This is a genomic window from Streptomyces sp. NPDC085932, from assembly GCF_044540525.1.
Taxonomy (GTDB): Bacteria; Actinomycetota; Actinomycetes; order Streptomycetales; family Streptomycetaceae; genus Streptomyces; species Streptomyces levis.
The window spans coordinates 213475-239090 of record NZ_JBITSJ010000006.1; the positions used below are offsets into that span (position 1 = coordinate 213475).

The 25616-nt window shown below is 71.7% G+C and carries 22 protein-coding genes; 9 read left to right on the top strand and 13 right to left on the bottom strand.

Going from position 1 to position 25616, the window contains the following annotated elements; genetic code table 11:
- The first annotated feature begins 16 nt into the window (after nucleotides 1–16).
- Both ACIGAQ_RS28280 and ACIGAQ_RS28285 read left to right on the top strand, forming a co-directional pair.
- Nucleotides 17–736 (top strand): RNA polymerase sigma factor, encoded by a 720-nt coding sequence (locus ACIGAQ_RS28280; protein WP_399787570.1) that lies wholly within the window; start codon nucleotides 17–19, stop codon nucleotides 734–736.
- Nucleotides 733–1647 (top strand): CU044_5270 family protein, encoded by a 915-nt coding sequence (locus ACIGAQ_RS28285; protein ID WP_399787573.1) that lies wholly within the window; start codon nucleotides 733–735, stop codon nucleotides 1645–1647. Before ACIGAQ_RS28280 ends, ACIGAQ_RS28285 begins: the two co-directional genes overlap by 4 nt.
- Before the next feature lie 227 nt (nucleotides 1648–1874).
- On the opposite strand, the gene ACIGAQ_RS28290 is transcribed toward ACIGAQ_RS28285, so the two are convergent.
- From ACIGAQ_RS28290 to ACIGAQ_RS28300, 3 genes are all read right to left on the bottom strand, one after another.
- A complete protein-coding gene (locus ACIGAQ_RS28290) occupies nucleotides 1875–2555 on the bottom strand; it encodes an NAD(P)-binding domain-containing protein (protein ID WP_311678577.1) in 681 nt (226 codons plus the stop codon).
- A gap of 3 nt (nucleotides 2556–2558) precedes the next feature.
- Nucleotides 2559–3587 (bottom strand): LLM class flavin-dependent oxidoreductase, encoded by a 1029-nt coding sequence (locus tag ACIGAQ_RS28295; protein WP_362280165.1) that lies wholly within the window; start codon nucleotides 3585–3587, stop codon nucleotides 2559–2561.
- A 224-nt stretch (nucleotides 3588–3811) separates the two neighbouring features.
- Entirely contained in the window at nucleotides 3812–5542 is a 1731-nt protein-coding gene (locus ACIGAQ_RS28300) for a SpoIIE family protein phosphatase (protein WP_399787577.1), read from the bottom strand.
- Nucleotides 5543–5725: 183 nt separating this feature from the next.
- Between ACIGAQ_RS28300 and ACIGAQ_RS28305 the strand changes: the two genes are divergently transcribed.
- A complete protein-coding gene (locus ACIGAQ_RS28305; RefSeq protein ID WP_399787580.1) occupies nucleotides 5726–6175 on the top strand; it encodes an ATP-binding protein in 450 nt (149 codons plus the stop codon).
- A 220-nt stretch (nucleotides 6176–6395) separates the two neighbouring features.
- A complete protein-coding gene (locus ACIGAQ_RS28310) occupies nucleotides 6396–9671 on the top strand; it encodes a family 78 glycoside hydrolase catalytic domain (RefSeq protein ID WP_399787583.1) in 3276 nt (1091 codons plus the stop codon).
- Between the two features lie 106 nt (nucleotides 9672–9777).
- Here the strand turns inward: ACIGAQ_RS28310 and ACIGAQ_RS28315 are convergent, their stop codons facing one another.
- The 9 genes from ACIGAQ_RS28315 to ACIGAQ_RS28355 form a co-directional block, all read right to left on the bottom strand.
- Nucleotides 9778–10635 (bottom strand): helix-turn-helix transcriptional regulator, encoded by an 858-nt coding sequence (locus ACIGAQ_RS28315; RefSeq protein WP_399787585.1) that lies wholly within the window; start codon nucleotides 10633–10635, stop codon nucleotides 9778–9780.
- Between the two features lie 125 nt (nucleotides 10636–10760).
- Complete coding sequence (locus ACIGAQ_RS28320) at nucleotides 10761–11585, bottom strand: enoyl-CoA hydratase/isomerase family protein (protein WP_362280177.1); 825 nt, start codon at nucleotides 11583–11585, stop codon at nucleotides 10761–10763.
- Nucleotides 11582–12829, bottom strand: a complete 1248-nt coding sequence (locus tag ACIGAQ_RS28325) for a cytochrome P450 (protein WP_362280180.1) — start codon at nucleotides 12827–12829, stop codon at nucleotides 11582–11584. Before ACIGAQ_RS28325 ends, ACIGAQ_RS28320 begins: the two co-directional genes overlap by 4 nt.
- Nucleotides 12830–12935: 106 nt before the next feature.
- Entirely contained in the window at nucleotides 12936–14312 is a 1377-nt protein-coding gene (locus ACIGAQ_RS28330; protein ID WP_311678566.1) for a cytochrome P450, read from the bottom strand.
- Nucleotides 14313–14323: 11 nt separating this feature from the next.
- Nucleotides 14324–14884, bottom strand: a complete 561-nt coding sequence (locus tag ACIGAQ_RS28335; RefSeq protein WP_311678564.1) for an ATP/GTP-binding protein — start codon at nucleotides 14882–14884, stop codon at nucleotides 14324–14326.
- A gap of 4 nt (nucleotides 14885–14888) precedes the next feature.
- Entirely contained in the window at nucleotides 14889–15275 is a 387-nt protein-coding gene (locus ACIGAQ_RS28340) for a DUF742 domain-containing protein (protein WP_094053997.1), read from the bottom strand.
- On the bottom strand, nucleotides 15268–16086 hold the full coding sequence (locus ACIGAQ_RS28345; protein ID WP_399788435.1) for a roadblock/LC7 domain-containing protein: 819 nt from the start codon (nucleotides 16084–16086) through the stop codon (nucleotides 15268–15270). Before ACIGAQ_RS28345 ends, ACIGAQ_RS28340 begins: the two co-directional genes overlap by 8 nt.
- Before the next feature lie 20 nt (nucleotides 16087–16106).
- On the bottom strand, nucleotides 16107–17279 hold the full coding sequence (locus ACIGAQ_RS28350; protein WP_311678561.1) for an ATP-binding protein: 1173 nt from the start codon (nucleotides 17277–17279) through the stop codon (nucleotides 16107–16109).
- A gap of 257 nt (nucleotides 17280–17536) precedes the next feature.
- Nucleotides 17537–18319 (bottom strand): GntR family transcriptional regulator, encoded by a 783-nt coding sequence (locus tag ACIGAQ_RS28355; protein ID WP_362280191.1) that lies wholly within the window; start codon nucleotides 18317–18319, stop codon nucleotides 17537–17539.
- Between the two features lie 269 nt (nucleotides 18320–18588).
- Here ACIGAQ_RS28355 and ACIGAQ_RS28360 point away from each other — a divergent pair, with 269 nt between their 5' ends.
- The 5 genes from ACIGAQ_RS28360 (at nucleotide 18589) to ACIGAQ_RS28380 (ending at nucleotide 25231) form a co-directional block, all read left to right on the top strand.
- Complete coding sequence (locus ACIGAQ_RS28360; protein ID WP_399787593.1) at nucleotides 18589–19842, top strand: extracellular solute-binding protein; 1254 nt, start codon at nucleotides 18589–18591, stop codon at nucleotides 19840–19842.
- A gap of 391 nt (nucleotides 19843–20233) precedes the next feature.
- Nucleotides 20234–21220 carry a carbohydrate ABC transporter permease gene (locus tag ACIGAQ_RS28365; RefSeq protein WP_399787596.1) on the top strand — a complete coding sequence of 329 codons (987 nt, stop codon included), beginning with the start codon at nucleotides 20234–20236 and terminating at the stop codon, nucleotides 21218–21220.
- Between the two features lie 98 nt (nucleotides 21221–21318).
- Entirely contained in the window at nucleotides 21319–22122 is an 804-nt protein-coding gene (locus ACIGAQ_RS28370) for a carbohydrate ABC transporter permease (protein ID WP_399787599.1), read from the top strand.
- Between the two features lie 63 nt (nucleotides 22123–22185).
- The gene (locus ACIGAQ_RS28375; protein WP_399787602.1) at nucleotides 22186–23712 is read left to right on the top strand and encodes a beta-N-acetylhexosaminidase; all 1527 of its coding nucleotides are present in this window, start codon (nucleotides 22186–22188) and stop codon (nucleotides 23710–23712) included.
- Between the two features lie 85 nt (nucleotides 23713–23797).
- Entirely contained in the window at nucleotides 23798–25231 is a 1434-nt protein-coding gene (locus tag ACIGAQ_RS28380; protein ID WP_399787605.1) for a cellulose binding domain-containing protein, read from the top strand.
- A gap of 96 nt (nucleotides 25232–25327) precedes the next feature.
- On the opposite strand, the gene ACIGAQ_RS28385 is transcribed toward ACIGAQ_RS28380, so the two are convergent.
- On the bottom strand, nucleotides 25328–25609 hold the full coding sequence (locus tag ACIGAQ_RS28385) for a hypothetical protein (protein ID WP_311678554.1): 282 nt from the start codon (nucleotides 25607–25609) through the stop codon (nucleotides 25328–25330).
- Nucleotides 25610–25616: the final 7 nt, after the last annotated feature.

Genomic DNA, 25616 nt, shown 5'->3' on the forward strand with positions numbered 1-25616 from the left:
GCGGACAGGACCGAGCGTGGACCTTTCTCTGCGCGCCCGCATACGGGCCGGTGACGCACAGGCCTTCGCGCTGCTCTTCCGGGAGCACGCGCAGGCCGTGCACGGCCACGCCGCCCGCTGGCTCGGTGACCCGGGCACGGCCGACGACGTGGTCTCGTTGACCTTCCTGGAGGCCTGGCGGCTGCGGTCGAGACTGCTGGACGACGCCGCGTTCGCCGCACGCACCGGCCAGGAGGACGACGTCGGCGACGGTCTGCGCGCCTGGCTGTTCGGCATCTCCACCAACGTGCTGCGCAACACGCGCCGCGCCGCCCGCCGGCACAGAGCCGCACTCGAGCGCCTGCCCGACCGCCGCTCCGTGGCCGACACGGAGCCCGACTTCGCCGACGCGCTGGTCGGCCGCATGGAGGACACCGAGCGCCTCGCGGCCGCCCGGGCGGCCCTGGAGCAACTGCGCCCCCGAGAACGGGAGGTCTTCGCCCTGTGCGTCTGGTCCGGTCTGAGTTACGCCGACGCCGCGGTGGCGCTCGGTGTTCCGGTCAGCACCGTGCGGTCCCGGCTCTCCCGTGCCCGGCAGCGGTTGCGGCGCCTGGCCGAGAGCGAACTCGCGCGCCGTGCCGCCCGGCCTCCCGGAGGACAGGTGGGAGAAGAAAAAACGAGACGCCCTCGTCCCCGCGGACAGGTACGCAGTGACCGCGCCGCAACGGCCCGGTCGACACAGGAGAGATACCGATGAACCCCGCCGAACGCGAAGAGCTGGCACGGCTGTTGCCGAGCCCGGGTGACCCGGTCCTGCCGAGCGACCGCCTGACCCAGTTGGAGGCACACCTCATGCGAGAGATCACCCTGGAAGCGCCCTCGCGGAGCGCTCGCCCCGCCGAAGATCCTTCCCCGTCACGGCCGTTCCGGCGGTTCGCCGCGATCGCCGTGCCCGTCGCCACGGCCGCCGTCGTCGTCGCGGCGGTGCTCACCGTGGGCGACGGCGGAGCCGGGCGACCGTCCACCGATCCGGAAGCCGTCCGGCTGCTCGACCGCATCGCCACGGTCGCCGCCGCGCGGAAGGCCCCTCGCGTGCGGGACGACCAGTACGTCTACACCCTGACCCAGGGCACTCGGCAGATCCTGGACGAGGGCCTGGACACCTTCCGGCGCTCCGACTGGCACGCCGTCGACGGCACACGCGACGGACTGGCCCGCATCACGGTGCTGTCCGGCCCCTCCGGGGAACGCACCGAGGACATGACGCTGGAAGCCGATCCGAACCGCACCACCTACCGTGAGCTGGAGGAACTCCCCACCGACACGGACCGGTTGTACGACCACGTCTGGAGCGCGACACAGGGTCAGGGGCCCACGCACGAGGAGGCCGCCCTGGAGATGATCGGGTCCATGCTGCAGGACGCCACGCTGCTGCCCGAGGTGGACGCGGCCCTGTACCGCGCCGCCGCCAGGATCCCGGGCGTGACCGTGGTGCGCGACGCCGAGGACGCGGCGGGCCGGGCGGGGATCGGCCTGTCCTTCGGCGACGGGGACGACCGGGACGTCTGGGTCTTCGGCGAGAAGGACCTGCGGTACCTCGGCTCCGACGAGGTGGCGTTGCTCGACGTCGACGTCGTCGACAAGGCCGGACAGACCCCGGCCGGCTGACCCGGCCCCGGGCGACACGAGCCGCCCGGACCCCCGGACCAGGGTCACCGACAAGCGACGAGGCCCGCCTCCGCTCTCGCGAAGGCGGGCTCCACCGGACCGTTACACGCCGCCCATCACGCGCCGCCGCCCGTCCGACGCGCCGCCGCTCACCCGACGGCCCCGCGCCGGCCGACGGCGCGGGCGTTCACCCGACGGCGCGGGCGCTCACCCGACGGCGCGGGCGCTCACCCGACGGCGTCGCGGACCTCGGCGACGAGCCGCCCGGCGTCGGTGTCGGGGAACCGGTCGAGCATCGCGCGGATCCCGGCGGCGTCGGTGTTGGCGCCGAAGAGCTCGGTGCCGGGCTGCATGCGCACGCCTTCCGCCAGCGGCCCGGCGACGACCGGGTCGAAGCCGAGGGCGTCCACGAGCGCCGCGACCGCGGCGACGTCGTCCTCGCCGTCCCCGGCGATCGCGATCGCCTTGCGGCCCGGGGCGCCCGCCGGGCGGGCGCCCTCCTCCAGATCGTGGTAGCCCATGTGGTTGAACGCCTTCACGACACGGGACTGCGGCAGGAACGCCTGCACGATCTCGCTGGAGGAGGTGCGCGGGTCGGTCAGGTCCTCGCGGACGCCGTCCACCTCCCACCAGTAGTTCATGGCGTCGACCACGAGCTTGCCGCGCAGTGCCTCGACGGGCAGGGACCGGTGCTTGCCGAGCGGCAGGGCCAGCACGACGACGTCGGCGCGCCGCGCGGCCTCGGCCGCGGTCACCGCGACCGCGCCGGGCGTGACGATCTCGACGACGAGTGCGATCTTCTCCGGGTCGCCGGAACCGGCGACCAGCACGTCATGGCCCGCGGCGAGGGCGAGCCTGGCGAGCACGGTCCCGACCTTGCCGGCGCCCAGGATGCCGATGGTGGTCATGGCTCAGCCCGCCAGGATGTCGCGGACCATGGGCGCCACCTTCGCGCCGAACAGTTCGACGGCCCGTGTACGGGCGGCGACCGGCTGGGCCCCGAAGGTGTAGATCATGTCGAAGCGCCCGACGCCGAGCGTCTGCACCGCGCCCGCGATCTTCCGCGCGACGGTCTCCGGAGAGCCGATGTACAGCGAGCCGTGCTCGACCTCGGCGTCGAACTCCTCCCGGCGCAGCGGGGGCCACCCGCGTTCTGCGCCGATACGGTCCCGCATCACCTTGTACGACGGGTAGAACACTTCCCTGGCCTCCTCGTCGGTGTCGGCCACGAACCCGGGGGAGTGCATGCCGACGGGGTGCGCGACGGTGCCGAACTTCTCGGCGGCCCGCTGGTAGAGCTCGATGTAGGGGCCGAAGCGCGCGGGGGAGCCGCCGATGATCGCGAGCATGAGGGGCAGCCCGTGCCGTGCGGTGCGCACCACCGACTGGGGGGAGCCGCCGACGCCGACCCAGGTGTCCAGTCGGCCGGACTCGGTCTTGGGGAAGACGTCGGCGTTCTCCAGGGCGGCACGGGTGGTGCCGCTCCAGGTGACGGGCTTCTCGTCGAGCAGCTTGACGAACAGGTCGAGCTTCTCCTCGAAGAGGACGTCGTAGTCGCTCAGGTCGTAGCCGAACAGCGGGAAGGACTCGGTGAACGAGCCGCGGCCGAGGATCACCTGGGCGCGGCCGTTCGAGATCGCGTCCACCGTGGCGAACCGCTGGAAGACCCGCACGGGATCGTCCGAGCTGAGCACCGTCACACCGGAGGCGAGCTTGATCCGCGAGGTGCGGGCGGCGATGCCCGCCAGGACGGTCTCCGGGGCGGAGATCGAGTACTCCGGACGGTGGTGCTCGCCGACGGCGATGACGTCGACGCCCAGCTCGTCGGCGATCACGGCCTCCTCCACGACCTGCCGGACGGCGGCCGCGTGCGAGAGGGGTACGCCGGCGTCCTGCGGAACGTCGCCGAAGGTGTCGAGGCCGAGTACGAGGTCTGTCATGATGCGCCCTCTCCATATGGTTGACGGTTCAACTATCTCCTGCTCCGGTTGACGTGTCAACTACGACGGGAGGTGATGCATTCCGGGTCTGCCGTCGCCGTCGGGCTCGCCGGACGGGCTCCGGGCGAGCTCGCCGGACGGGCTCCTGGCGGGCTCCGGACGAGCTCGCCGGGGGGGCTCGTCTTCGGGCTCGCCGTCAGGAGAGGGGATCGGCGGACCGGTCCCTACTGCGCCCCGCGCTCGGCCGGTGTCCGCAGCACGAGCAGGGCGACGTCGTCGTCGTTCTCGGTGGGGCGGACGCGGCGCAGGAGTTCGTCGGTGAAGGAGGCCATCGGGCGATGGACGAGCGCGGCCGCGTGCTGGCGCAGCCGCTCCAGCCCCTCGTCCAGGGAATGCCCGATCGCCTCGATGAGCCCGTCGGTGTACAGCAGGAGCGTCGACCCGGGCGGCAGCACGGTGGTGGCGTCGGGGCGGGCCTTGCCGGCTCCCGTGCCCAGCAGGATGCCGTGGCCGTCCTGGAGGTAGCGGGTGAGGCCGTCGCGGCTGATCAGCAGGGGCGGCGGGTGCCCGGCATTGGTCCAGCACAGCTCCCAGTGACCGCTCTCCTTCGCTTCGAGGCGCGCGAAGATCATCGTGGCCATGGGCACGCTGGTGATGTGCGTCACCGCCTCGTCGAGCCGGTCGACGATCCGGCTGGGGGGTTCCTGGTGGGACCAGGCGTAGGCGCGGAGCATGTTGCGCACCTGCGCCATGCCGGCCGCCGCCTCCAGGTCGTGACCGACGACGTCGCCGACGGCCAGCGCGGTGGCCCCGTCCGGCAGACGGAAGGCGTCGTACCAGTCGCCCCCGACCTGCGAGGCGTCGGGCGCGGGCAGGTAGCGGGCGACCATCTTCAGCCCGGGCAGGCGCGGCAACTGGGGCAGCAGGTGGTTCTGCATGGTCTCGGCGACCTTGCGCTGCCGCTGGTAGAGCCGGGCGTTGTCCAGGGCGAGCGCGGCCCTGCGGGCGATGTCCTCGATCAGCGGGAGGTCCGCATCCGTGTAGTCGCCCTCCTTGTCGGCGCGGCCGAGCGTCAGGGCCCCGAGGACCTCGCGGGTGCTCCGGATGGGCACGATGGCCGCGGAGTGGATGCCGGTCGCCTTGAACAGACGCCGCTGCTCGACCGCGATGCCGGAGTCCGGTTCCCGCTGGTACGTCCTGGGTCCCGCGAGGGTGGACGCCACCCCGCGCAACGCTCTGGACAGCGGCATCGGGGACTCTTCGGGCACCGGGGGCATCGGCCCCTGGAGCTCCGGGTGCGACACCAGTGCCCCGCCGTCGGCGTGCACCACGACGCTGCGCCAGACCTCGTCACGCTCGGTGATCAGATCGACGACCGCCCAGTCCGCCAGCCGCGGCAGGACCAGCGCCACGAGCCGGCGCAGCGTCTCGTCGACGTCCAGGGTCGAGGTGAGCCGCGTCGTCGTCTCCGCCAGCAGGGCCAGACGCTCCAGCTCGGTCAGCGGCTCGGCCGCCGGCTCCGGCAGGGGACCGGTGTCCCGGGCCTGCTGGTCGCTGTGGAAGACGACGAGCGTGGCGGGCTCGGGGTGACCGGTGTCGAAGGGGGTGATCAGCCACGACACGGGCAGCAGAGAGCCGTCGCCCCTGGCGAACCACTCCCCGCCTGCCTGCTCCGTGCGCCGGGCGTGGAACGCCTGCCGCATGCTGCACCGGCTGGTCGGCAGGGTGTGGCCGCGGGCGTCGCGATGCAGCAGGTCGTGCGCGTCCTGGCCGACCAGGCCCCGGGCGGGCCGGCCCAGGAGCTGTTCGGCCCGGGCATTGACCGCAAGGATGCACCCCTTGTCGTCCACGACGTACGCCCCCGCCCCGATGGCGGCCAGCGCCGCCGGCAGCGCGGAGTCGACCACCTCGGGGGACCATGGGCCGACGCTCTCGGCCCGCTCCGGCTCTGCCACGCCCTTGCCTCCTCGCTGATCGCGGGACACGCCTGTCCCGCATTCCTTTCCCGAGTGCCCCCTGTGCGGGAACCTCAGCCCCGGTGCTTACGCCCGCCCGGGAGGGCATGGACCGCGCCTGTGATGGAATTCGTAAGGTAATCGGACTGGCGCGAGACGAAGGACGTAGGTGCGGGGCGGCTTATGAAGCAGGCTGCTGACGATGAGGGCCGGGCGCTGTCGGAGGTGTCGATGGTGCGGACGGCCGCGTTCGAGGGCACGGAGGCGATCGCGCGAGCTCGCGATCACGCAGGGCTGTTCCTGCGGGATCTGCAGGCGGAGCACGGGGTGCCGGTGCCCGAGCGAGCGCTGAACATCGTGCAACTGGTGGTGAGCGAGCTGGTGACCAACACCCGCAAGTACGCTCCGGGGCCGTCGTTGCTCACGCTGGAGGCCCACGACGGTGCCGTCTCGGTGACCGTGTGGGACACCGAACCGCACCTGCCGGTGGTCCGGGGCGCCGACCCCGTCCGCGTCGGCCAGCACGGACTGGAGATCGTCAGGGCGGTCTGCCGGAGCCTGGAGGTCCACCGCGAACCGGTGGGCAAGCGCGTCACGGCCACGATCGACCTCGCCCCGGACCCGGCGAACTGAAACGTGGCCGACGCCCGGCCCCGACCGCGGGGCCGCGCACCGCGCCGCCGAGTGTCGCGCCGCCGAAGGGGGCAGGGCGTCGCCGATCCCGCAGGCCCTCCCACGGCCCTTCTGCAGACACCTTGTAGCCGGGCGTGACCCGCCCATAGGATTCAAGGCAGGCGATTGAATCGTTTCAATCCGTCTGTCCTCATCCAGCCGCAGCGACAAGGGAGTCGACATGCCCGGAAGTTGGAACCGCAGGGCCTTCCTGAGCGCCACCGCGGGAACCGTGGGAGCGGGCCTGTCCGCCCTGTCCGCCGGGACGTCCTCCGCGGCGCCCCCGGCGGGCCCGCCCCGCACCGGCGAAGGTGCCACCGGCCTTCGCGTCACCCGTACGACGGTGGAACACAAGCCGAACCTCCTCGGAACCGACGTCGCCCGCCCCCGGCTCGCCTGGGAATCCACGTCCGCAGGTCACGGCGCCGGACAGACCGCCTACCGCGTGCAGGTGAAGGCCGAAGGGCAGGGGTGGGGGAGCGGGTCCCTCGTCTGGGACTCGGGGAAGGTGCGGGGCGCGGACGGGGCCGGAGGCGTCCCCTACGGCGGTCCGGCCCTGGAGCCGCGCACCCGGTACGGCTGGCGGGTCAGAGTCTGGGACGAGCAGGACCGGCCCTCGGCCTGGAGCGAACCCCGCTGGTTCGAGACAACGTTGTCACCCGAGGAGTGGGGCGCCCGCTGGATCGGCGCGGACACCCCGGCGTCTCTCGACTTCACGGGATCGACGTGGATCTGGGCCCCCGGAGCGAGCACCCAGGACGCCCCCGAGGGCACCCGGTGGTTCCGGGGCCGGCTGGACATGCCCGACGGCACCGACGTCGTCGAGGCGACGCTCGTCGCGACCGCCGACGACGACTTCACGCTCCACCTCAACGGCCGCCGGGCTCTCGAAGCCCCTCAGCAGCAGGACGGCTGGCGCACCGGGCGCACGGCCGACGTCACCGAGCTGGTGAAGGACGGCATGGGCACCGGCACCGGCGTGGTGCTCGCCGTCGCGGCCACGAATCGCGCCGGTGCCTCGGTCAACCCCGCGGGCCTCCTGGTCCGCCTGCACGTGCGGACCTCGTCGGGACGCACCCATGAACTCCGCAGCGACGCGGAGTGGCGCACCACGGACACGGAGCAGCAGCACTGGCAGGAAGCCGGCTTCGACGACTCCTCCTGGTCTCCCGCGGTGGCGCTCGCCCCCTACGGCCAGGGCCCCTGGGGCACCGGTGTGAGCGTCAGCCTGCCCGAGCTGCCCGCACCCCTGCTGCGCAGGGAGTTCGACGTGCCGCGCCCGATCAGCCGGGCCCGCCTCTACATCAGTGGCCTCGCCTACTACGAGGCGGAGATCAACGGCCGGCGCGTGGGGCGGCAGGTCCTCGACCCCGGATTCACCGACTACGACGAGACCGCGCTGTACGCCGTCCACGACGTCACCGACCTGCTGCGCCGGGGCGGCAACGCCATCGGTGTCACGCTGGGCCGCGGGTTCTTCGGCATGACGACCCCGAACGTCTGGAACTGGCACCGCACGCCCTGGCACTCCGAGCCGCGTCTCATCGCCCGGCTGGAAGTCGACCATCCCGACGGGAGCCGCACCGCACTCGTCACCGACGACCGGTGGCGCATCACCGAGGGGCCCACTCTCTCCAACTCCCTCTACGCCGGGGAGACCTACGACGCCCGACGCGAACCGGGTGACTGGACCCGGCCCGGCTTCGACGACTCCTCCTGGCGGCCGGCCCGGATCCAGAGCGGGCCGAAGGGGCGCCTGCGCGCACAGCCCCACGACGCAATCGAGGTCATCGACTCCTTCCGGCCCGAGAAGATCAGCCGACCGGCCGACGGTGTGCACCTGGTGGACATGGGCCGGACCATGGCGGGCTGGGTCCGGATCACCGTGGCGGACCTCCCCGCGGGCACCCGCCTGCAACTGACCTACGGAGAGAAGCTGAAGGCCGACGGAACCGTCTCGGCCGAGACCTCCCACGTGCCCGGGCGCTTCCAGCGCGACGAGTACATCTGCGCCGGCCGCCCGGAGGAGAGCTGGGAGCCCTCCTTCTCGTACAAGGGCTTCCGCTACGTCCAGATCAGCGGCCTGCCCACCGCCCCCGAGCCGCGGCAGATCACGGGGCGGCTGATCCACACCCCGCTGGAGGAGGTCAGCTCCTTCGCCTGCTCGGAACCCTTCTACGAGTGGCTCGACCAGGCCATGCGGCGGACCGTGCTGAACAACATGCACGGCATCCCCACCGACACCCCCATGTACGAGAAGAACGGCTGGACCGGCGACGCCCAGCTCGGCACCCCCGTGATGACCTACGCCTTCGACATGCACCGCATGCTCGCCAAGTGGCTGGGGGACCTCGCCGACAGCCAGACGGACGACGGCCAGCTCCCCGTCATCGTGCCGAGCGGCGGCTGGGGCTACGGCGAACTGGGTCCCTCACCGGAGTGGACGACCGTGTACCCGTTCGTGATCCGGGAGCTGTACCGGGTGTACGGCGACGAGCGGGCGGCGCGCGAGTACTGGAAGACGCTCACCCGCTACCTCGACTGGGAACTGTCCCGGCTGCGTGACGGTCTCGCCGTCACGGCCCTGGGCGACTACCTGCCGCCCGGCTACGGCGGCAACCCGCCCGAGGACACCCGGCTGACCGCCACCGCCTACCTCCACCGGGCGCTGCTGGACACGGCCGAGATGGGCGAGGTCCTCGGCTTCGACGACGTGGTGACGCGCTACCGGCAGGCCGCCGGGAAGCTCAAGGACGCACTCAACGCGGAGTTCCTGGGACCGGAGGGCCACTACCGCACGGCCAAGGATCCGGGATACCGGCAGACCAGCAACGCGATCCCCCTGGCCTTCGGCCTCGTCCCGGATCACGCCCGCGCCTCGGTCTTCGCCAGCCTGGTGCGGGACGTCGAGGCCCGCGGCAACCACCTCAACACCGGGGCGCTGGGGACCAGCGTGCTGCTGCGCGTGCTGTGCCAGGAGGGCCGGCCGGACCTGGCGCACGCGATCGCGACCCAGCGCACCTACCCGGGCTGGGGCTACTGGCACGAGAACGGCGCGGACACCATGTGGGAGATGTGGCCGCTCGACTCCCGCTCCCGCGACCACTACTTCCAGGGCACCGTGGCCCAGTGGCTGTACGAGAACGTGGCGGGACTGCGCCCGGGCGACGCCGGCTACGCCACGTTCACGGTGCGGCCCGACGCCCGGACCGGTGTCGACCGGGCGCGGACCTCGATCCGCACCGTACGGGGTACCGCCGGTGTGGCCTGGTCGCAGCAGGGGACGGTCTTCCGGATGGATGTGCGGGTCCCGGTGGGCGCCGTCGCGGAGGTCCACGTGCCCGTGGCGGACCCCGGCGCGGTGAGGGCACCGGAAGGTGCCCGCCACCTGCGCACGGAGTCAGGCTTCGCCGTCTACCGGGTGGAGCACGGTGCCTGGCGGTTCACGAGCGGCTGACCGGCGGCCTCCGGACGGCGGGAGGAGGCGTTCGGGGGTCGCCTCGGCAGCAGGCAGCGTGCTGGTCGCCGTAGCCGTGTGACCTCCGTCGTACGGTGAGCGCCCCTCAGTCGGGGGAGGCCGGGGACGGGGCCCAGGTCGCCAGCAGTCGCAGTGCGGTGTCGTCCGCCGTGCCGTCGGGAGCCGTGTAGACGAACAGGGTCTGGTCCTCCTCGCCCGCCACCGACAGCGCCTGGTAGGTGACCGTGAGCTCTCCGACGACCGGGTGGTGGTACGTCTTGGTCCCCTCGGTGCGCTCGGTCACCCGCTGATCCGCCCACAGGCGGCGGAAGACCGGGCTCTGCCGGGACAGGTCCCCGACCAGCTCACTCAGCTCCGGGTCGGCGCCGTGCCGACCGGCGTCCATCCGGAGCATCGCCGCGGTGTCCGCCGCCACGCCCTCCCAGTCGGCGTACAGCTCCCGCGCGTAGGGGTCGAGGAAGACGAACCGGGCCTGGTTGCGCTCGTGCTCCGGCAGCGCCGCGAAGTCCGTGGTCAGCGCCGTCGCCAGGCGGTTGCCGGCGAGTACGTCCGTGCGCCGGCCCAGCACGAACGCCGGGCAGTACGCGGCGTCGAGCCGGGCCAGCACCTGCTCCACGACGGGGGCGACACGCTGTCGACGCGGGGAGGACGGGCGGTGCACCCGCTCCGGCCGGGCCGCGAGGTCGAACAGGTGGACTCGTTCGGCATCGTCCAGGCGGAGCGCCGAGGCCAGGGAGTCCAGGACGGCACGCGACGCGCTGCGGCTGCGGCCCTGTTCCAGGCGCGTGTAGTAGTCGACGCTCACTCCGGCCAGTTGGGCGAGTTCCTCACGCCGCAGCCCCGCGACGCGCCGTCGCGCCGTGGCCGGGAATCCGGCGTCGGCGGGTTCGAGGCGTGCCCGGGCGGCCCTGAGGAACTCTCCGAGTGTCACGAGGTGGTGCATCACCCCATCCTCGCCGGGGACCGCCGCCGGTACGAGGGCCCAGGGTGGCCCTGTCACTCCCAGGATCCGGCGGACCGGTACCTCGGGCCCGGCGTGGCACGCCGGGCCCGAATGCCGGGTGCCCGCTAGCGGGGCCCGGAGAGCTGGGCGGCCAGCAGGTGGGAGTCCAGCAGGGCGGTGTCGGCCGTGCGGGCGGCCTTGGCGTAGCCGGTGAGCATGCGTTTGGTCAGCAGCAGGGCCTGTGGGGAGCGGCGGGTGAGGGGCTTGGTCCAGGCGGCGACGGCCTCGTCCAGGGTGTCGAGCGGGGCGACCTTGTGCAGCAGGCCGAGGCGGTGGGCGGTGGTGGCGTCGAAGGTCTCGCAGGTCAGCATGAGTTCGCGGATCCGGGCGGCACCCGCTTCCGCTATCAGCCGGCCCATGGCGCCGCCCCAGGCGGGGGCGAGACCGAGGCCGACCTCGGGCATGCGGAACCGGCAGGTGTCCGCCCCGGCGCGCAGGTCGCAGTAGGCGGCCAGTGCCAGCCCCGCGCCCACGACCTTGCCGTGCAGCCGGGCGATGGTGACGGCATGGGTGTTCTCCACTGCCTGGCACAGGCGATGGGCCTTGTCCGCGATGCGCACCAGCGTGCTGCCGGTGGGGTCGGCGTCCAGGGCGTCCTGGTACTCCCGTCTGTCGGCCCCCAGGCAGAAGTCGTCGCCCAGGGAGGAGAGCACCAGGACACGGACGTCGGGCTGGTCGTGGAGGTCGTCGAGGACGTTGATCAGCGCGTCCAGGACCGCCGTGCTCAGCACGTCGTCCTGAGCGGTGGGGTTGAGCCCGACATGGAGGACGGGGCCGTTCCTGTCGAGCAGCAGGGGAGCGGGCGGCGGCACCGTTCCGAAGGGGACCGCGGCGTCGGTGGAGGCGGGGGCGGGGGCGGACACGGTGGCGGGGGTGCGCAGGGGGTTCATGCGAGTGCTACATCCAGGTTCAGCAGGCGCCGGAACGCCACCCGGGGTGCCGCCGCGGGGCGGCGGACCAGGGTGAGCCTCGGCAGGCGGGTGATCATGTGGCGAAGCAGGGTCTGTGCTTCCAGCCGGGCCAGGGGCGCTCCGAGGCAGTAGTGGATGCCGAAGCTGAAGGCCAGGTGGGAGGGGTTGCGGAGCATGTCGAAGGTGTCGGGGTCCGGAAACCGGGCAGGATCACGGTGGGCGGCGCCCACCATGAGGTGGACCATCTCGCCGGCGGCGACCTCGGTGTCCGCCAGCAGCGTGTCCTGCGCGGCGACCCGGCTGATGACGTGCGTGGGCGGGTCGTAGCGCAGGGACTCCTCGACGAACGCGGGCACGAGGTCCGGCTGCCGGACGAGCCGGTCCCAGCGGCCGGGGTCCTCGACGAGCCGGAGCGTCATGGACGTCAGCAGCGTCGCGGTGGTCTCCAGGGCCGCCAGCAGGACGAACAGGGCGAGGAAGTAGACGGCTTCGTCGGCCTTGTCCTGATCCGGTTCGAGTTCGTCCCAGGTGGCGATCCACCGGGAGACGGGGTCGTCGCCGGGGCGTCTGCGCCGGGCTCGTACCAAGTCCAGGAAGTATGCCCGCAGTTCGGCCATGGCGGCGTCGGAGCGGGCGAGCTGGCTGGCGTTGGGGAGCAGCTCCTGGGTGAAGACCTGCTCGTGGGTCAGTTCGCGCAGCCGGGGCCAGTCGGCGCTGGGCAGACCGAGCCAGTCGCCGACGGTCGCGACGGGCAGCTCCTCGCTCACCAGCTCCGAGAAGTCGGCCTCGCCCGAGCGCAGCCGCTCGTGCAGGGTGTCCAGCAGCCGGTCGACGACGCCGGACACCCGCAGGCCGATCCGGTCGATGGTGCTGCGGTCGAAGCCGCCGGCCGACCGGCGCACACGCGTGTGCTCCGGGGGGTTGAGGGCCGGCAGCGTACGGCTGATCTCCCGGGACGAAGGGGCGCTCCAGCGGGTGCGTGCGCCCTGCTGCTCCCGCCACCGGGCGTCCGGTTCGAGCCAGACGCCGTTGCGCAGCACCTGTTCACACGTGCTGTAGCCGGTGACGAGAAAACCACCCCAGGGCGCGGGGCTGACAGCGCCACGCGCCCTGAGCTCTGCGTAGAAGGGGAAGGGGTCGGCCTGTCCCTCAGCCGTCCTGAGACGGGAGAACAGGGAGATGGTGGCCCGACGGTCCGTAGACGGAGTCGTGACACTTCCCACGGTAGCGGCTCCTTTCTGCCAGCCGCTATCCGTACCCGAGTGATAGTTGAGTCATACAGTAACTCTGTAGTTTCATATGGTTACTTGCGTCACTTGGTTCCTTGCGTCACTCGCCGTTCATCCAGGCCCGGAAGCGGCTGAAGAGCCCGCCCTTCGGCCGCGGCGCGGCGTGGGCGGCCCGGTGGGCGGCGGGTGGCTGAGGAACACCGGTGTGCGCAGCAGCCGCCTGGACGGACGACGACGGCGCCTGACGCGAAGTGACCGGCTGCGCCACCGTCCGCGGGGTGAACCGGATGGGCACGGTGACCAGCGAGCGGCTCCACGGCGCCGCGACCCACGCCAGTTCGCCGAACGGGACCCGCATCTCCACGTCGGGCAGCCGGTTGAGCAGGGACTCCACGGCCGTGGAAGCGATCATGAACGCCGGGTCCTTGGCCGGGCACGCGTGCGGACCGGCGCCGAACGCGAGATGGGCCTTGGGGCTGAGCTGTTCACGGTGCGCGGTGAGCTTGGGATCGTTGTTGGCCGCCGCGAAGGAGATCAGCACCGGGTCGCCCGCCCGCAGCGTGCGGTCTCCCAACTCCACGTCCTGCGTGGGGTAGTGCCCCGCGTAGTTGGCGATCGGGGCGTAGTTCCACAGCGTCTTCACCACCGCGTCCTCGACCGGCAGGCCGGTCGGCCAGTCCTCGCTGAGGTACAGCGCGGCGCTGGTGCCGATCGCGGCCGTCAGGGGAGCCGTACCGCCGGAGAGCAGGGTCACCAGCTGGTGCAGCACCTCCTCGTCGCTCAGCCGGGCCGAATGCACCATCAGCCGGGTGGTCAGGTCCTCGCCGGGCTGGCGCCGCTTGAGGGCGATCAGTTCGCCGAGCGCGCCGCCCAGGATCTCGTCGGCGCCCGGGGTGCCCTGGAAGATGCCGGTGATCCCGGCGATGACGCGGTCGCCGATCTCGGGCGGGCAGCCGAACAGGTCGCCGAAGACGAGCAGGGGCAGCGGCTGGGCGTACGCGGCCATCAGCTCGGCCTGGCCGAGGGGTTCGGAGCTGAAACGGCTGATCAGGTAGTCGGCCGACTGCTGGGTCAGCCTGATGAGCCGGCTCTGGTCGACGGTGGCGAGGCTCTCCGTGACCGCCTGCCGCAGCCGGGCGTGCGCCGCGCCGTCACTGAACAGGGCGTTGGGGCGATAGCCCATCATGGGCAGGGCCGGGCTGTCCTCCGGGACCCGCCCCTCGTTCAGCGCGTTCCAGCGACGGGAGTCGCGCACGAACAGCTGCGGGTTCTGCAGGATGTACAGGCTCGCGTCATAGCTGGTCACGAGTTCGACCTGGACGCCCGGCGCGATGTCCACGGGGGCGCTGTGTCCCATCGAACGCAGCTTGTCGTAGGTGCGCTCGGGGTCGGAGCCGAACTCGGGGCCGTACAGCGGGATGTTGCCGTGCGCGGGGCATTCGGCAGGTACACCGGATGTCTCCAGGGGCTGTTGCATGGTGGTGGCTCCTAGCCGAGTGAGGACAAGAGGTGCTTCACGAGCGTGATGAGGGCCTCCATCGAGGAGTCCTGGTCGCGGACGTCGCAGTCGATGACCGGTGTCTCGTCGGAGAGGTTGAGGGCCTCGCACACCTCGGACAGGGGGAACTGGGTCCTGCCGTCGAAGGTGTTCACGCCGACGACGTAGGGCAGGCCGAAGGCCTCGACCAGGTCCAGGATGGGGAAGGTCTCCTCCAGCCGCTCCGGGTCGACCAGGACGAGCGCACCCAGCGCTCCCCTCGACAGGCCCTCCCACATCTGCTTGAAGCGTTCCTGCCCGGGAGTTCCGAAGATGTAGAGGACCAGGTCGTCGCTCAGGGTCAGACGCCCGAAGTCCATCGCCACGGTGGTCGTGGTCTTGTCGGGCGTCTCGGAGAGGTCGTCGAAGCCCACGCTGGCCTCGGTGATCTCCTCCTCGGTCTGCAGCGGCTCGATCTCGGAGACGCTTCCGATGTACGTGGTCTTGCCCACCGCGAAGTGGCCCACGACCAGGACCTTGACGGAGCGGGAGACCTTGGGATCCAGATACACGGACTTACGCTCCGGTTCGTATGCGCTCCAGGCCATGGAGCACGGCGGTGAGCAGGGCGGGGTCATGGCGTTCGGCATGTGGCACCGGATTGCGCACATGGATCAGGTCGTCGTCGGCCATCTGCGCGAGCAGGATGCGCACGATGCCCAGGGGCAGCTGGGTGTGGGCGGCGACCTCGGCGACCGAGAGGTATCCGTTCGCGAGCAGGTCGATGACCGCGCGGGCCTCCGGAGCCAGGGTGCGCACCGTGGCCAGCGCCGAGTCCTGGGCGGTGATCATGGTGGTGTGCTCGTACTCGCTGTCCCGCGGGAGTACGCGCCCCTTCGCCATGACGAAGAACGGGACTAACGGGGCCGTCAGTTCGAGCTCGTCGGACGGGTCGTCATGCATCGCTGGCCCTTTCTCCCGGCACGCCCGGCGACGCGGGCATCGCATCACTCAGACGTGCGGCGAACTCCTCGATGTCGCAGTCGTGTTCGGCGGCCGCCGCGAGAAAGGCGCCCTCACCGGCGGCGATCAGGAAGACCCAGCCGTGCTGGAACTCGATGACCGTCTGGCTCCACTCGTCGTCCAGCTCACCGCCCGCGAAGGGCGCGGTCGCCCGGCTGTAGGCGTGGATGCCGGTCATGGCCGCCGAGATCGTGTCCGCGAGATCCCTGTCGACCCCCGCGCTGGCGCCGCGCGGCAGACCGTCCGCGCCGAGCAGCAGCGCGTGCAGGGCGCCCGGCACCGAGGCCACCGCCCGGTCCAGCTGGTCGAGGACGGCGACGGACCTGCCCGTCTCGGCACGCTGTGCCTGCGGGTCCTCCCCGGCCCGGTCCGCGTCGGCGGGGATCACCCGCGGCGGGGCCGTGAGGTTGTTGCCCAGTCGGGCGACCAGCCGGTTCATGCGGAACGACAGCTGCTCCATGTCCACGTCGGGCTCAGCGGCGGCGGCCAGGTAGGCCCCCTGCCCGGCCCCGATCAGGAACACCCAGCCGTGCTGGAACTCGATGACGGTCTGGATCCACTCCCGCTCCGGCGACGAGCCGGCGAAGTGGGCGGTGGCCCGGCTCAGGGACTGCATCCCGGCCATGGCCGCGGAGACGGTTCCCACGTCGTTGCGGGTCAGGCCGTCGGTGGAACCGCGCGGTATGCCGTCCGCCGACAGCACCACGGCGTGCCGTGCCTTGGGCACGTTGGTCACGATGTCCTGGACCATCCACGACAGGTCGGTCGTACTCATGCGTTGTCGGACCCTTCGGACATGGGGGTGTCGAGGGAGGCCACGTCGCGCCCGGTCTGGGTGCCACGCTGCAGAGCGCCCAGGCTGCCGGCACCCCGGCGCCGCACCGCGCGTCGGGCCGGCTGGTCCGTCGTGGAGGTGTCACCGACGGACGCGATGCGGGTCCCGCGCTTGGGCAGGCCGTTGGCCGTGCGCTCCGGGTTGCGGCCCTGCACGGGCCGGATGCTGCTCACGGGCGCCGTCTCCGGGGCCGCGGGCGTCTCCTCCATGGTCCACAGCTCCTCGGGCAGCAGGACGACGGCCCGTACGCCGCCGTACCGGGAGACACCGGTGACGTCCACCTTGAAGCCGTACTGGCGGGCGATCAGGCCGATCACCGGGAAGCCGAACTTCGGCTGGGTGCCCAGCTGGGACAGCCGGGGGGCGTCGTCGCCGGACAGCAGCGCGCTCGCCCGCTGCCGGTCCTCGTCGCTCATGCCGACGCCGGCGTCGTCGATGATGATGCACAGGTTCTGCTGGACCTGACGGAACGTCACCTCGATCGGGGCGTCCGCCTGGGAGAAGCTGGCAGCGTTGTCGAGCAGTTCGGCGACGGCGAGGGCGACCGGCGCGACGGCGGAGGCCTTCAGCGCGATGCCGCTCGGCTGCATGATCTCCACGCGCTGGAAGTTGCGGATCTGGCTCTGCGCGCTGCGGACGACGTCGTAGACGCTGGCCGGCTGGTTGCGGCGGCCCAGCGGCGCGCCACACATGACGGCGATGCCCTGTGCCTTGCGGGCCATCTGGGCGTTGGCGTGCGTGATGTCCATCAGGTCGGTCAGGACCGGGTGGCCGCCGTACTCGCGCTGGACCCCGTCCAGCAGCGTCGTCTGCTCGGCAGCGAGGCTCTGCAGGAAGCGTGCGGCACCCTTGAGGACCGCCTTGATGTTCTCCTCGGCGGCCTGCTCCGCTTCGCGGATGACCCCGTCCTGCTCGTTCCTGATCCTGGCCAGTTCCGCCTGGTAGCGACCCAGTTCGTTCTGGCTGTACTGCAGCCGCGCCTGAAGCTCGGCCTCGGACTCCTTCTTCCTCCTCGTCACGCCTCTGCTGCGGAGCACGAGTGCCACGACGGCGGCGACGGCTGTCACCGCTATCGCAACCAGGCACCAAAGAAGCACGTCTTGAGTCATGGAAACCTTTCCCGGCGCGTTACATGCGGACGTCGGGGGTACGCCTCGCAAGAATCCGCAACCCGTCCAGCGCACTGCACACGGGGGGAGTTCAGCGCGTTCGGGGTTCAGGGCCCTGAGCAAAAGTGGATCAAGGTCGCAGACGGCGGAATGCTATCACCGTCAACCCGCTGCGTCGGAGGTCACTCCTCCGGGTTTCACACCATCAACAAGCCCTGCAGCTCAGGGCCTTGAGAGCCCGGTTACCCCGCCCGCGATCACACCGGGTGCCACCCCGGCGTGACCTCCGCGCGGGGCGTGGACGGTGAGGCCGGCGGCGCGTCCAGGCTCAGTCGGGAGACGATCCGGTAGCGGTCGCCCCGGTAGATCGAGTGGACGTACTCCACGGGCCGGCCGTGGGTGTCGCTGGTGTGGCGCTCGAAGAGGAGCGCGGGGGACAGCTCCGGCACGCCCAGGAGCCGGGCCTCGGCCTGGCTGACGACCGTGGGCTCGATCGTCTGCGTCGCCTCGCTGACCCGCACCCGGTGCCGCTCGCGCAAATGCTCGTACAGGTCGCCCGTTTCCAGCTCCCGGGCGGTGAGCCGGGGGACCAGTTCCGCCGGGATGTGCAGGTGCTCGATGGCCATCGGGGCACCGTCGACCAGGCGCAGGCGGGCCGCGTAGACGATGTCGGCGGCGGGGGACAGACGCAGTTTGCGGCCCACCCGGGCGCCCGCCGTGATGGTGGCGAACTCCAGCAGGCGGCTCGACCAGGTGCCGGACGCCTGCGGCAGGATCATGCCGTGGGAGTCGGAGACGAGTTCCTGGGTGATCTTCTCGGGGGCCACGAACATGCCGCGCCCGTGCTCGCGCACCAGGAGCCCCGCCGCCACCAGTTCGTCCACGGCCGCGCGCAGGGTCGGGCGGGAGACCTCCAGCGTGGCGCACAGCGACCGTTCGGAGGGAATCGCGTCGCCCGGGTGCAGTGACTCGATGAGCTGAAGGATGTGGTCACGCACCCGCTCCCGCTTGAGTACCGACCCAGACTCGCCCGCGTTCATGCCCGACCGCTCCCGCCCCGCCGTACGCCCGTGGTGCTCGATCCGTTGTGGGGACTGTTTACCACTCGGCGTCCACTGGTCAAGTGAGGCGGGGGTGCTTCCGCTTTCCGCGCTGGGGATGCGCGCCGAAAAGTCGGTGCCGCAAGGGGGATTGACGCCTCTATTGGTCTATGCCATTTTCATCGACCAACGAGAGGTCACCTGACCAGTTGGCCAACTGGACAGGTGCCGTGGCGCCTTCCCTCCAGAGGTGAACCGTGAAGCTCCGCATGCTTGCAGGACTGTCCGCACTGGTGATCGCCTCCGGCGTCAGCGCCTGCGGCGACGGCTCGGGTTCGTCCGGTGACTCCGCCGGCGACGCCACGGCCATCGACGTCTGGCTGATGCGCGACAGCGTCTCGGCCGAGTTCCAGAAGGAGTTCGTCGCGGGCTTCGAGGCGGCTCACCCGGACATCGACGTGAAGGTTCAGATCCAGGAGTGGGACGGCATCGGTGAGAAGGTCACGGCCGCCCTCGCCAGCAACGACGCCCCGGACGTCATCGAGACCGGCAACACCCAGGTCGCCCAGTACGCGCAGAGCGGCGGCCTGCTCGACCTCAGCGACAGGATCGGCGAACTCGGCGGCGAGGACTGGCTCAAGGGACTGGCCGAGCCCGGAGCGTTCGAGGGCAGGCAGTACGGCATCCCGTACTACGCCGCCAACCGCGTCGTGATCTACCGCACCGACCTGTTCGAGAAGGCCGGCGTGGACGCCGCCTCGATCAGGACGCGCGAGCAGTGGATCACCGCCACGGAGAAGCTCGACTCCGGCGGCACACAGGGCATCTACCTGCCGGGACAGATGTGGTACGCCCTGGCCGGGTTCATCTGGGACGAGGGCGGCGACCTGGCCACCCGGTCCGGCACGACCTGGAAGGGCGCGCTCGACACCCCGCAGGCGCTGCGCGGCATGGACTTCTACCAGCGGCTCCAGTCCCTCGGCAAGGGCCCCAAGGACTCCGACGAGGCCGAGCCCCCGCAGGCGGAGGTCATGGCCGAGGGGCAGGTGGCGCAGATCATCTCCACGCCCGGCGGGGCCAACGTGGTCACCGAGAACAACCCCGAACTCAAGGGCAAGCTCGGCTTCTTCCCCATCCCGGGCAAGACCGCCGACCGCCCCGGCTCGGTGTTCATCGGCGGTTCCGACCTCGTCATCCCGGCGGCCTCGGGCAAACAGGACGCCGCCTTCACCTTCGTCAAGGAACTCACCGGTGACGCCTGGCAGCGCAAACTCGCCGCGGCCATGAGCTACGTGCCGAACAAGACCACTCTCGCCGACGCGGTCGCCTCCGACCCCGGCGCCTCGGCCATGGCGGCGGGCGCCGCCGTCGGGAGGGCGACGCCCAACACCCCCGGCTGGGCGGCCATCGAGGCGAAGAACCCCATCAAGGACTACATGACCGCGGTCCTCACCGGCGCCGACGCGCGAGCGGAGGCGGCCGAGGCCTCCGCGGCGATCACCACCGCGATGAACGGCTCCTGACCCCCTGCCCGGACAGCGCGCCGTCCGGCCGGCCCGCCACGACAGCCACCCGGCCAGGGCACCCGCCTCGCCGCGGCACCCCCGGCCACAAGGCACCTGCCTCGCCGCGGCAGGGCAGAGTCGCCATCTCCCGCCCGGCCAGGGCACACCTGCCCCGTCACGACATCCCCCGGCCACAAGGCTCCCGCCCGGCCAAGGCACGTGCCCCGCCAGGGCACTTGCCCGGCACGGCCCCCCGGCCACAAGACTCCCGCCCGGCCAGGGCACGTGCCCCGCCAAGGCACTTGCCCCGCCACGACACCCCCGGCCGCAAGGCTCCCGCCACCCGCCACCCGCCACCCGCCACCCGCCACCCGCCCCGAGCGACGACACATCCGAGGAGAACGGCACCGTGTCGGTCATCCGCGAGTCCAGCGCGCCACCCGCCCGGCCCCGCCCTCCTTCACCGTCCGCCGCATCGCCCGGACGCGGCGCCGCGCGCCGCGGCGGCCGCGCGGGCCTCTGGCCCTACCTGCTGGCCGCCCCCACGGTCCTGGGCATGCTGTACCTCCTGCTGTACCCCCTGGCCCGCGCGGTGCTGATCTCGCTCCAGGACTTCCAGCTCCGCCAACTCATCCGGGGCGACGCGCGGTTCGTGGGGCTGCGCAACTACGAGACGCTGCTGACGGACGAGCGCTTCTGGCAGGTCGTACGCCGCACCTTCGTCTTCATGGCGGTGAACGTCGTGCTGATCATGCTGCTCGCGACCCTGGTCGCCCTGCTCATCGAGCGACTGGGACGCCTGTGGCGCACAGCCGTGCTCAGCGCCCTCGTCCTGGCCTGGGCGATGCCCGTCATCGCCGCCACCACCGTCTTCCAGTGGCTGTTCCACTCGGAGTTCGGCATCGTCAACTGGACGCTCGGGCAGCTCGGCTTCGGCTCCTTCGAGCGCTACCCCTGGTTCGCCCACGGCCCCGCCGCCTTCACGATCCTCGTGCTGCTGATCGTCTGGCAGTCGGTGCCGTTCGCGGCCATCACCCTCTACTCGGCCCTGACGACCGTCCCCGCGGAGCTGTACGAGTCGGCCCGCCTCGACGGCGCGTCGGCCGGTCGCATCTTCCGCGCCATCACCCTCCCCATGATCCGCCCGATCTTCATGCTGGTCCTCTCCCTGGAGGTCATCTGGACCTTCAAGGCGTTCGTGCAGATCTGGGTCATGACCAACGGCGGACCGGGAGACGCCACGACCATCCTGCCCGTCTACGCCGTCCAGACCGCCCTGTCGAACCAGCGCTACGACCTCGGCTCCGCGGCGTCGATGGTCACCGTCCTGCTGATGGCCACCGTGCTCGTCCTGTACTTCCGCCAGATGTTCCGTCAGGAGGGCGAAGCCCTGTGAGCGCCGTGAGTTCCGCGAAACCCTCGAAGCCTGCGCACCCGGTCAGGTCCGGGAGGCCCGTTCGCCGGCCACGTTCCTTGCCGCGCCGACGCCTCCTGTTGAACTCGGCCGCCGCCCTGACCGTCGTCCTCTGCCTCTTCCCCGTCTACTGGATGATCACCACGGCGTTCAAACCCAACCGGGACATCCAGTCGGACACTCCCCGGCTCCTGCCCCGCACCTGGACGCTGGAGCACTTCCGCACCGCCGTCGACGCGGACGGGTTCGCCCTGTTCTGGCGCAACAGCATCCTGGTGACCCTGACCGCCGTCCTGCTGGCCCTGGTCGTCGCGCTCGGCGCCTCGTTCGCCGTGGCCCGTATGCGCTGGCGCGGCCGGCGGCAGTTCATGCTGCTGGTGTTCATCGCCCAGATGGCACCCTGGGAAGCGCTGATCATCCCCGTGTACATCATCTCCCGCGACACCGGCATGCTGGACCGGCTGCCCACCCTGACGCTCGTCTACTTCATGATGACGCTGCCGTTCACCATCGTGGTGCTGCGCGGCTTCATCGCCGCCATCCCGCCCGAACTGGAGGAGGCGGCCCAGGTCGACGGCTGCACCCGCCGGCACGCCTTCCGCCACATCACCTTCCCCTTGCTCGCCCCCGGTCTGATGGCCACCTCCCTGTTCGGCTACATCACCGCCTGGAACGAATTCGCCTACGCCAACTTCCTGATCATCAAGCAGCAGGACAGCCGCACCCTGCCGGTCTGGCTGTCCTCCTTCCAGAACGTCTTCGGCACCGACTGGGGCGCCACCATGGCGGCCTCGACCCTCTTCGCGCTCCCCGCCCTGGCCGTCTTCCTCCTGCTGCAACGCCATGTGACCTCCGGCTTCGCAGCCGGCGCCGTCAAGGGCTGAGCCCTCCAGCGCCCCGACCCGGACGCGCCTTCCACCCCCACGCGACCCCTCCCGGAGACAGCCGTGACCTCGCCCCCGCGGACACCGCTCGTGCCCCGCCCGGCCAAAGTCCGTTTCAAAGCAGGCCACTTCACCCTCGACGCCGACACCTGTCTGCGCGTCACCGGTGGCGCCGAACCCGCCGCCGACCTCCTGCGCACCCTCCTCGCCCCCGCCACCGGGCTGCCCCTGCGCCCCGCCGCCGACGGGCCGGTCGTCCTCGCCCTGGACTCCGCCCTGACGGGACTGGGCGACGAGGGATACGGCCTGACCATCGGACCGCACTCCCTGCTGCTGCGCGCCCGCACCCTCACCGGACTCCTGCGGGGCGTGCAGACCATCCGCCAGCTGCTGCCCGTGCCGGCCCTGGCCGCCTCACCCCAGCACGGCGTGCCCTGGACGTTGCCCTGCGCCGACCTCACCGACGTCCCCCGCAGACCCTGGCGGGGGGCCATGCTGGACGTGGCCCGCCACTTCCAGCCCTTGTCGTACCTGTTGCGCTACGTCGACCTGCTCGCCCTGCACAAGATCAACGTCTTTCATCTGCACCTGACCGACGACCAGGGCTGGCGGATGCCCGTCCTGGCCTACCCCAAGCTGACCGAGATCGGCGGCCACCGCAGTCAGTCCCTCATCGGGCCGGGCGGCGACCGCTACGACGGCACACCCCACGGCGGCACCTACACCCGGGCCGAACTCGCCCGGCTCGTCGACCACGCGGCGGCACGCGGCATCACCGTGCTGCCCGAGATCGAGATGCCCGGCCACGCCCGGGCCGCGGTCGCCGCCTACCCGCACCTGGGCAACCGGCCGGACCGCACCCTGGACGTCTGGACGCGCTGGGGGGTGTGCGACACCACCCTCGGCGTGCACGAGGAGGTCTTCGACTTCTGCCGGACCGTGCTGGAAGAGGTCATGGACGTCTTCCCCTCGCCCTACGTCCACGTCGGCGGCGACGAATGTCCCACCACCGAGTGGGAACAGAGCCCCGCGGCGAGGGACCGGGCCCACGGCGCGGGTCTGGCCGGTCCCGCGGCCCTGCACGGATGGTTCCTCGACCGCGTCGGTGCCTTCCTCACTCGGCACGGACGGCGCCCCGTCGCCTGGGCGGAGACCGGCACCGAACTGCCCGGCGGATTCACGGTGATGGCCTGGCGCGACCCCGCCCACGCCCTGGCGGCGGCCCGCCGCGGCCACGACGTGATCAACTCCCACCACCGCGCCACCTATCTCGACTACCCGCGGAGCGCAGGCCCCGGTGAGCCGCCCGGGCAGCCCGGCGGCGTCGTGGGACTGCGGGACGTCCACCGCCACGACCCCGTGCCGGAGACGGCGACTCCGGAGGCGGCCGCCCGGGTGCTGGGCACCCAGGCCCACCTGTGGACCGAGTACGCCGCGACACCGGCCCGCATCGAATACCTGACGTTCCCCCGCCTGTGCGCGCTCGCCGACGGCGCCTGGAGCGGCCCCAGCACCTGGGAGGACTTCAGTTCCCGCATGGCCGGACACAGCGCACGGCTCGACGCGCTGCAGGTCAGCCGCCACCCCTGAACCGCACCACAGCACGGCACCACCCCGCCCGCCCGGTCCCACCTGGGCGGCGGGACCACCACACCCCACCCGGAAGGGAACGACCATGCATCGGCCCACCGCTCCCCGCAGATGGCGCGTCGCCGCAGCCGCCGCCGTCGCCATGGCCACCGGAACCACCGGCCTCGCCGCCCTGACCGGCACGGCCACTGCCGCGGGCGAATCCGTCACCGTCCAGTACCGCACCAGCGCCGGCTCCGCCACGGCGGACCAGTCCGAACCCTGGCTCAAGGTCAAGAACACCGGAAACGCCCCCCTCCAGCTCTCCGCGGTCAAGGTGCGCTACTACTTCAAGGCCGACTCGGCCGGGGCCGCCTACCGCTTCGCCTGCTCCTGGGCGGTCAAGGGCTGCGCCCACATCACCGGCACCTTCGGCACCCTCGCCCACCCCACGGCCACCGCCGACCGCTACCTCGACATCGGCTTCACCGCGGGAGCCGGCAGCCTCGCCCCCGGCGCCGACACCGGCGACATGCAACTGCGCTTCCACCGCGCCGACTGGCAGACGCTCAGGCAGAGCGACGACTACTCCTTCAGCGCCTCCCGCACCACGTACGCCGACTGGCCGAAGGTCACCGCCCAGGTCTCCGGCAGCACGGTGTGGGGCACGGCCCCCGAGGGCAACGACCCGACCGACCCGCCCACCGACCCGCCCACGGACCCCCCGGCCGGCGGACAGAGCCTCTTCGACGACTTCAACTACACCGGCTCCAGCGACCCGAGAATCTCCGCGAACGGCTGGAGCGTACGGTCCAACTCCGGCGGCCCCGGGGTGCCCGGCGCCACCTGGGCCCCCGAGAACGTGACCTTCGCGGCCTCCGGCGGCAACTCCGTGATGAACCTGCGGACCTCCACCGCCGGCACGCCCGAGTCCACCAAGCACACCGAAGTCCTCACCAAGGCCATGAAGTTCAAGAACGGCACCTACGCCGCCCGCGTCAGGTTCTCCGACGCCCCCGTCTCCGGACCGGACGGCGACCGCCTCGTCCAGACCTTCTTCACCATCAACGACCTCAAGGCCCCGATGGCCGACGACTACGCCGAGTACGACTTCGAGTACCTGCCCAACGGCGGCTGGGGCGAGCCCGCCAACATCCTCTACACGACGTCCTGGGAGACCTACAACCCCGACCCGTGGCAGGCGGTCAACCAGCACACCGAGTCCCGGCAGAGTCACGCGGGCTGGCACGACCTGGTGCTCACCATCGACAACAGCACCATCAAGTACTACGTCGACGGACAGCTCTTCGGCACCCACGACGCCACCTATCTGCCCGAGCGCCCCATGTCGATCAACTTCAACCAGTGGCTGATCGACCTCGCGGGCCAGACCAGCACCACGCCGCGCGCCTACGACGAGCAGGTCGACTACGTCCTGCACGTCAAGGACCAGGTGCTGACCCCGGCCCAGGTCACCGCGAAGCTCAACGCGTACCGCGCCGCCGGCACCACCTTCGAGGACACGGTCCCCGCCGGCTGACCCGGCCGGCCCGGCACCCCGCGGGTCCGGGGCTGCCCGCCGCACCGGCGGGCAGCCTCCGGGCGCGAGGTGGCCGAGCGGCGCGCGCCCCGGCTCTCACCCCCGCAGGCGGTCCACCGCCTGCTTGGCCTCCAGCAGGCCGGCACCGGTGACCTCGCGGTACTTCTTGATCGCAGGGATGTCCTGCCCGGCACGCACCAGGGCCGCCACCTCCGCCAGGGCGGGATCGTCGTCCGGAACGCCGTGGTGCTCCAAGAGGAGGCCGAGCCGGTGTTCCAGACGGGACATCCGCCGCTCCAGCCGACGGGCCCGGCTCTCCACGGTCGCCATGGTCGTCAGTCCGACGAGGACGACCACCAACACTGCAAGGGTGGACAAGGCACCC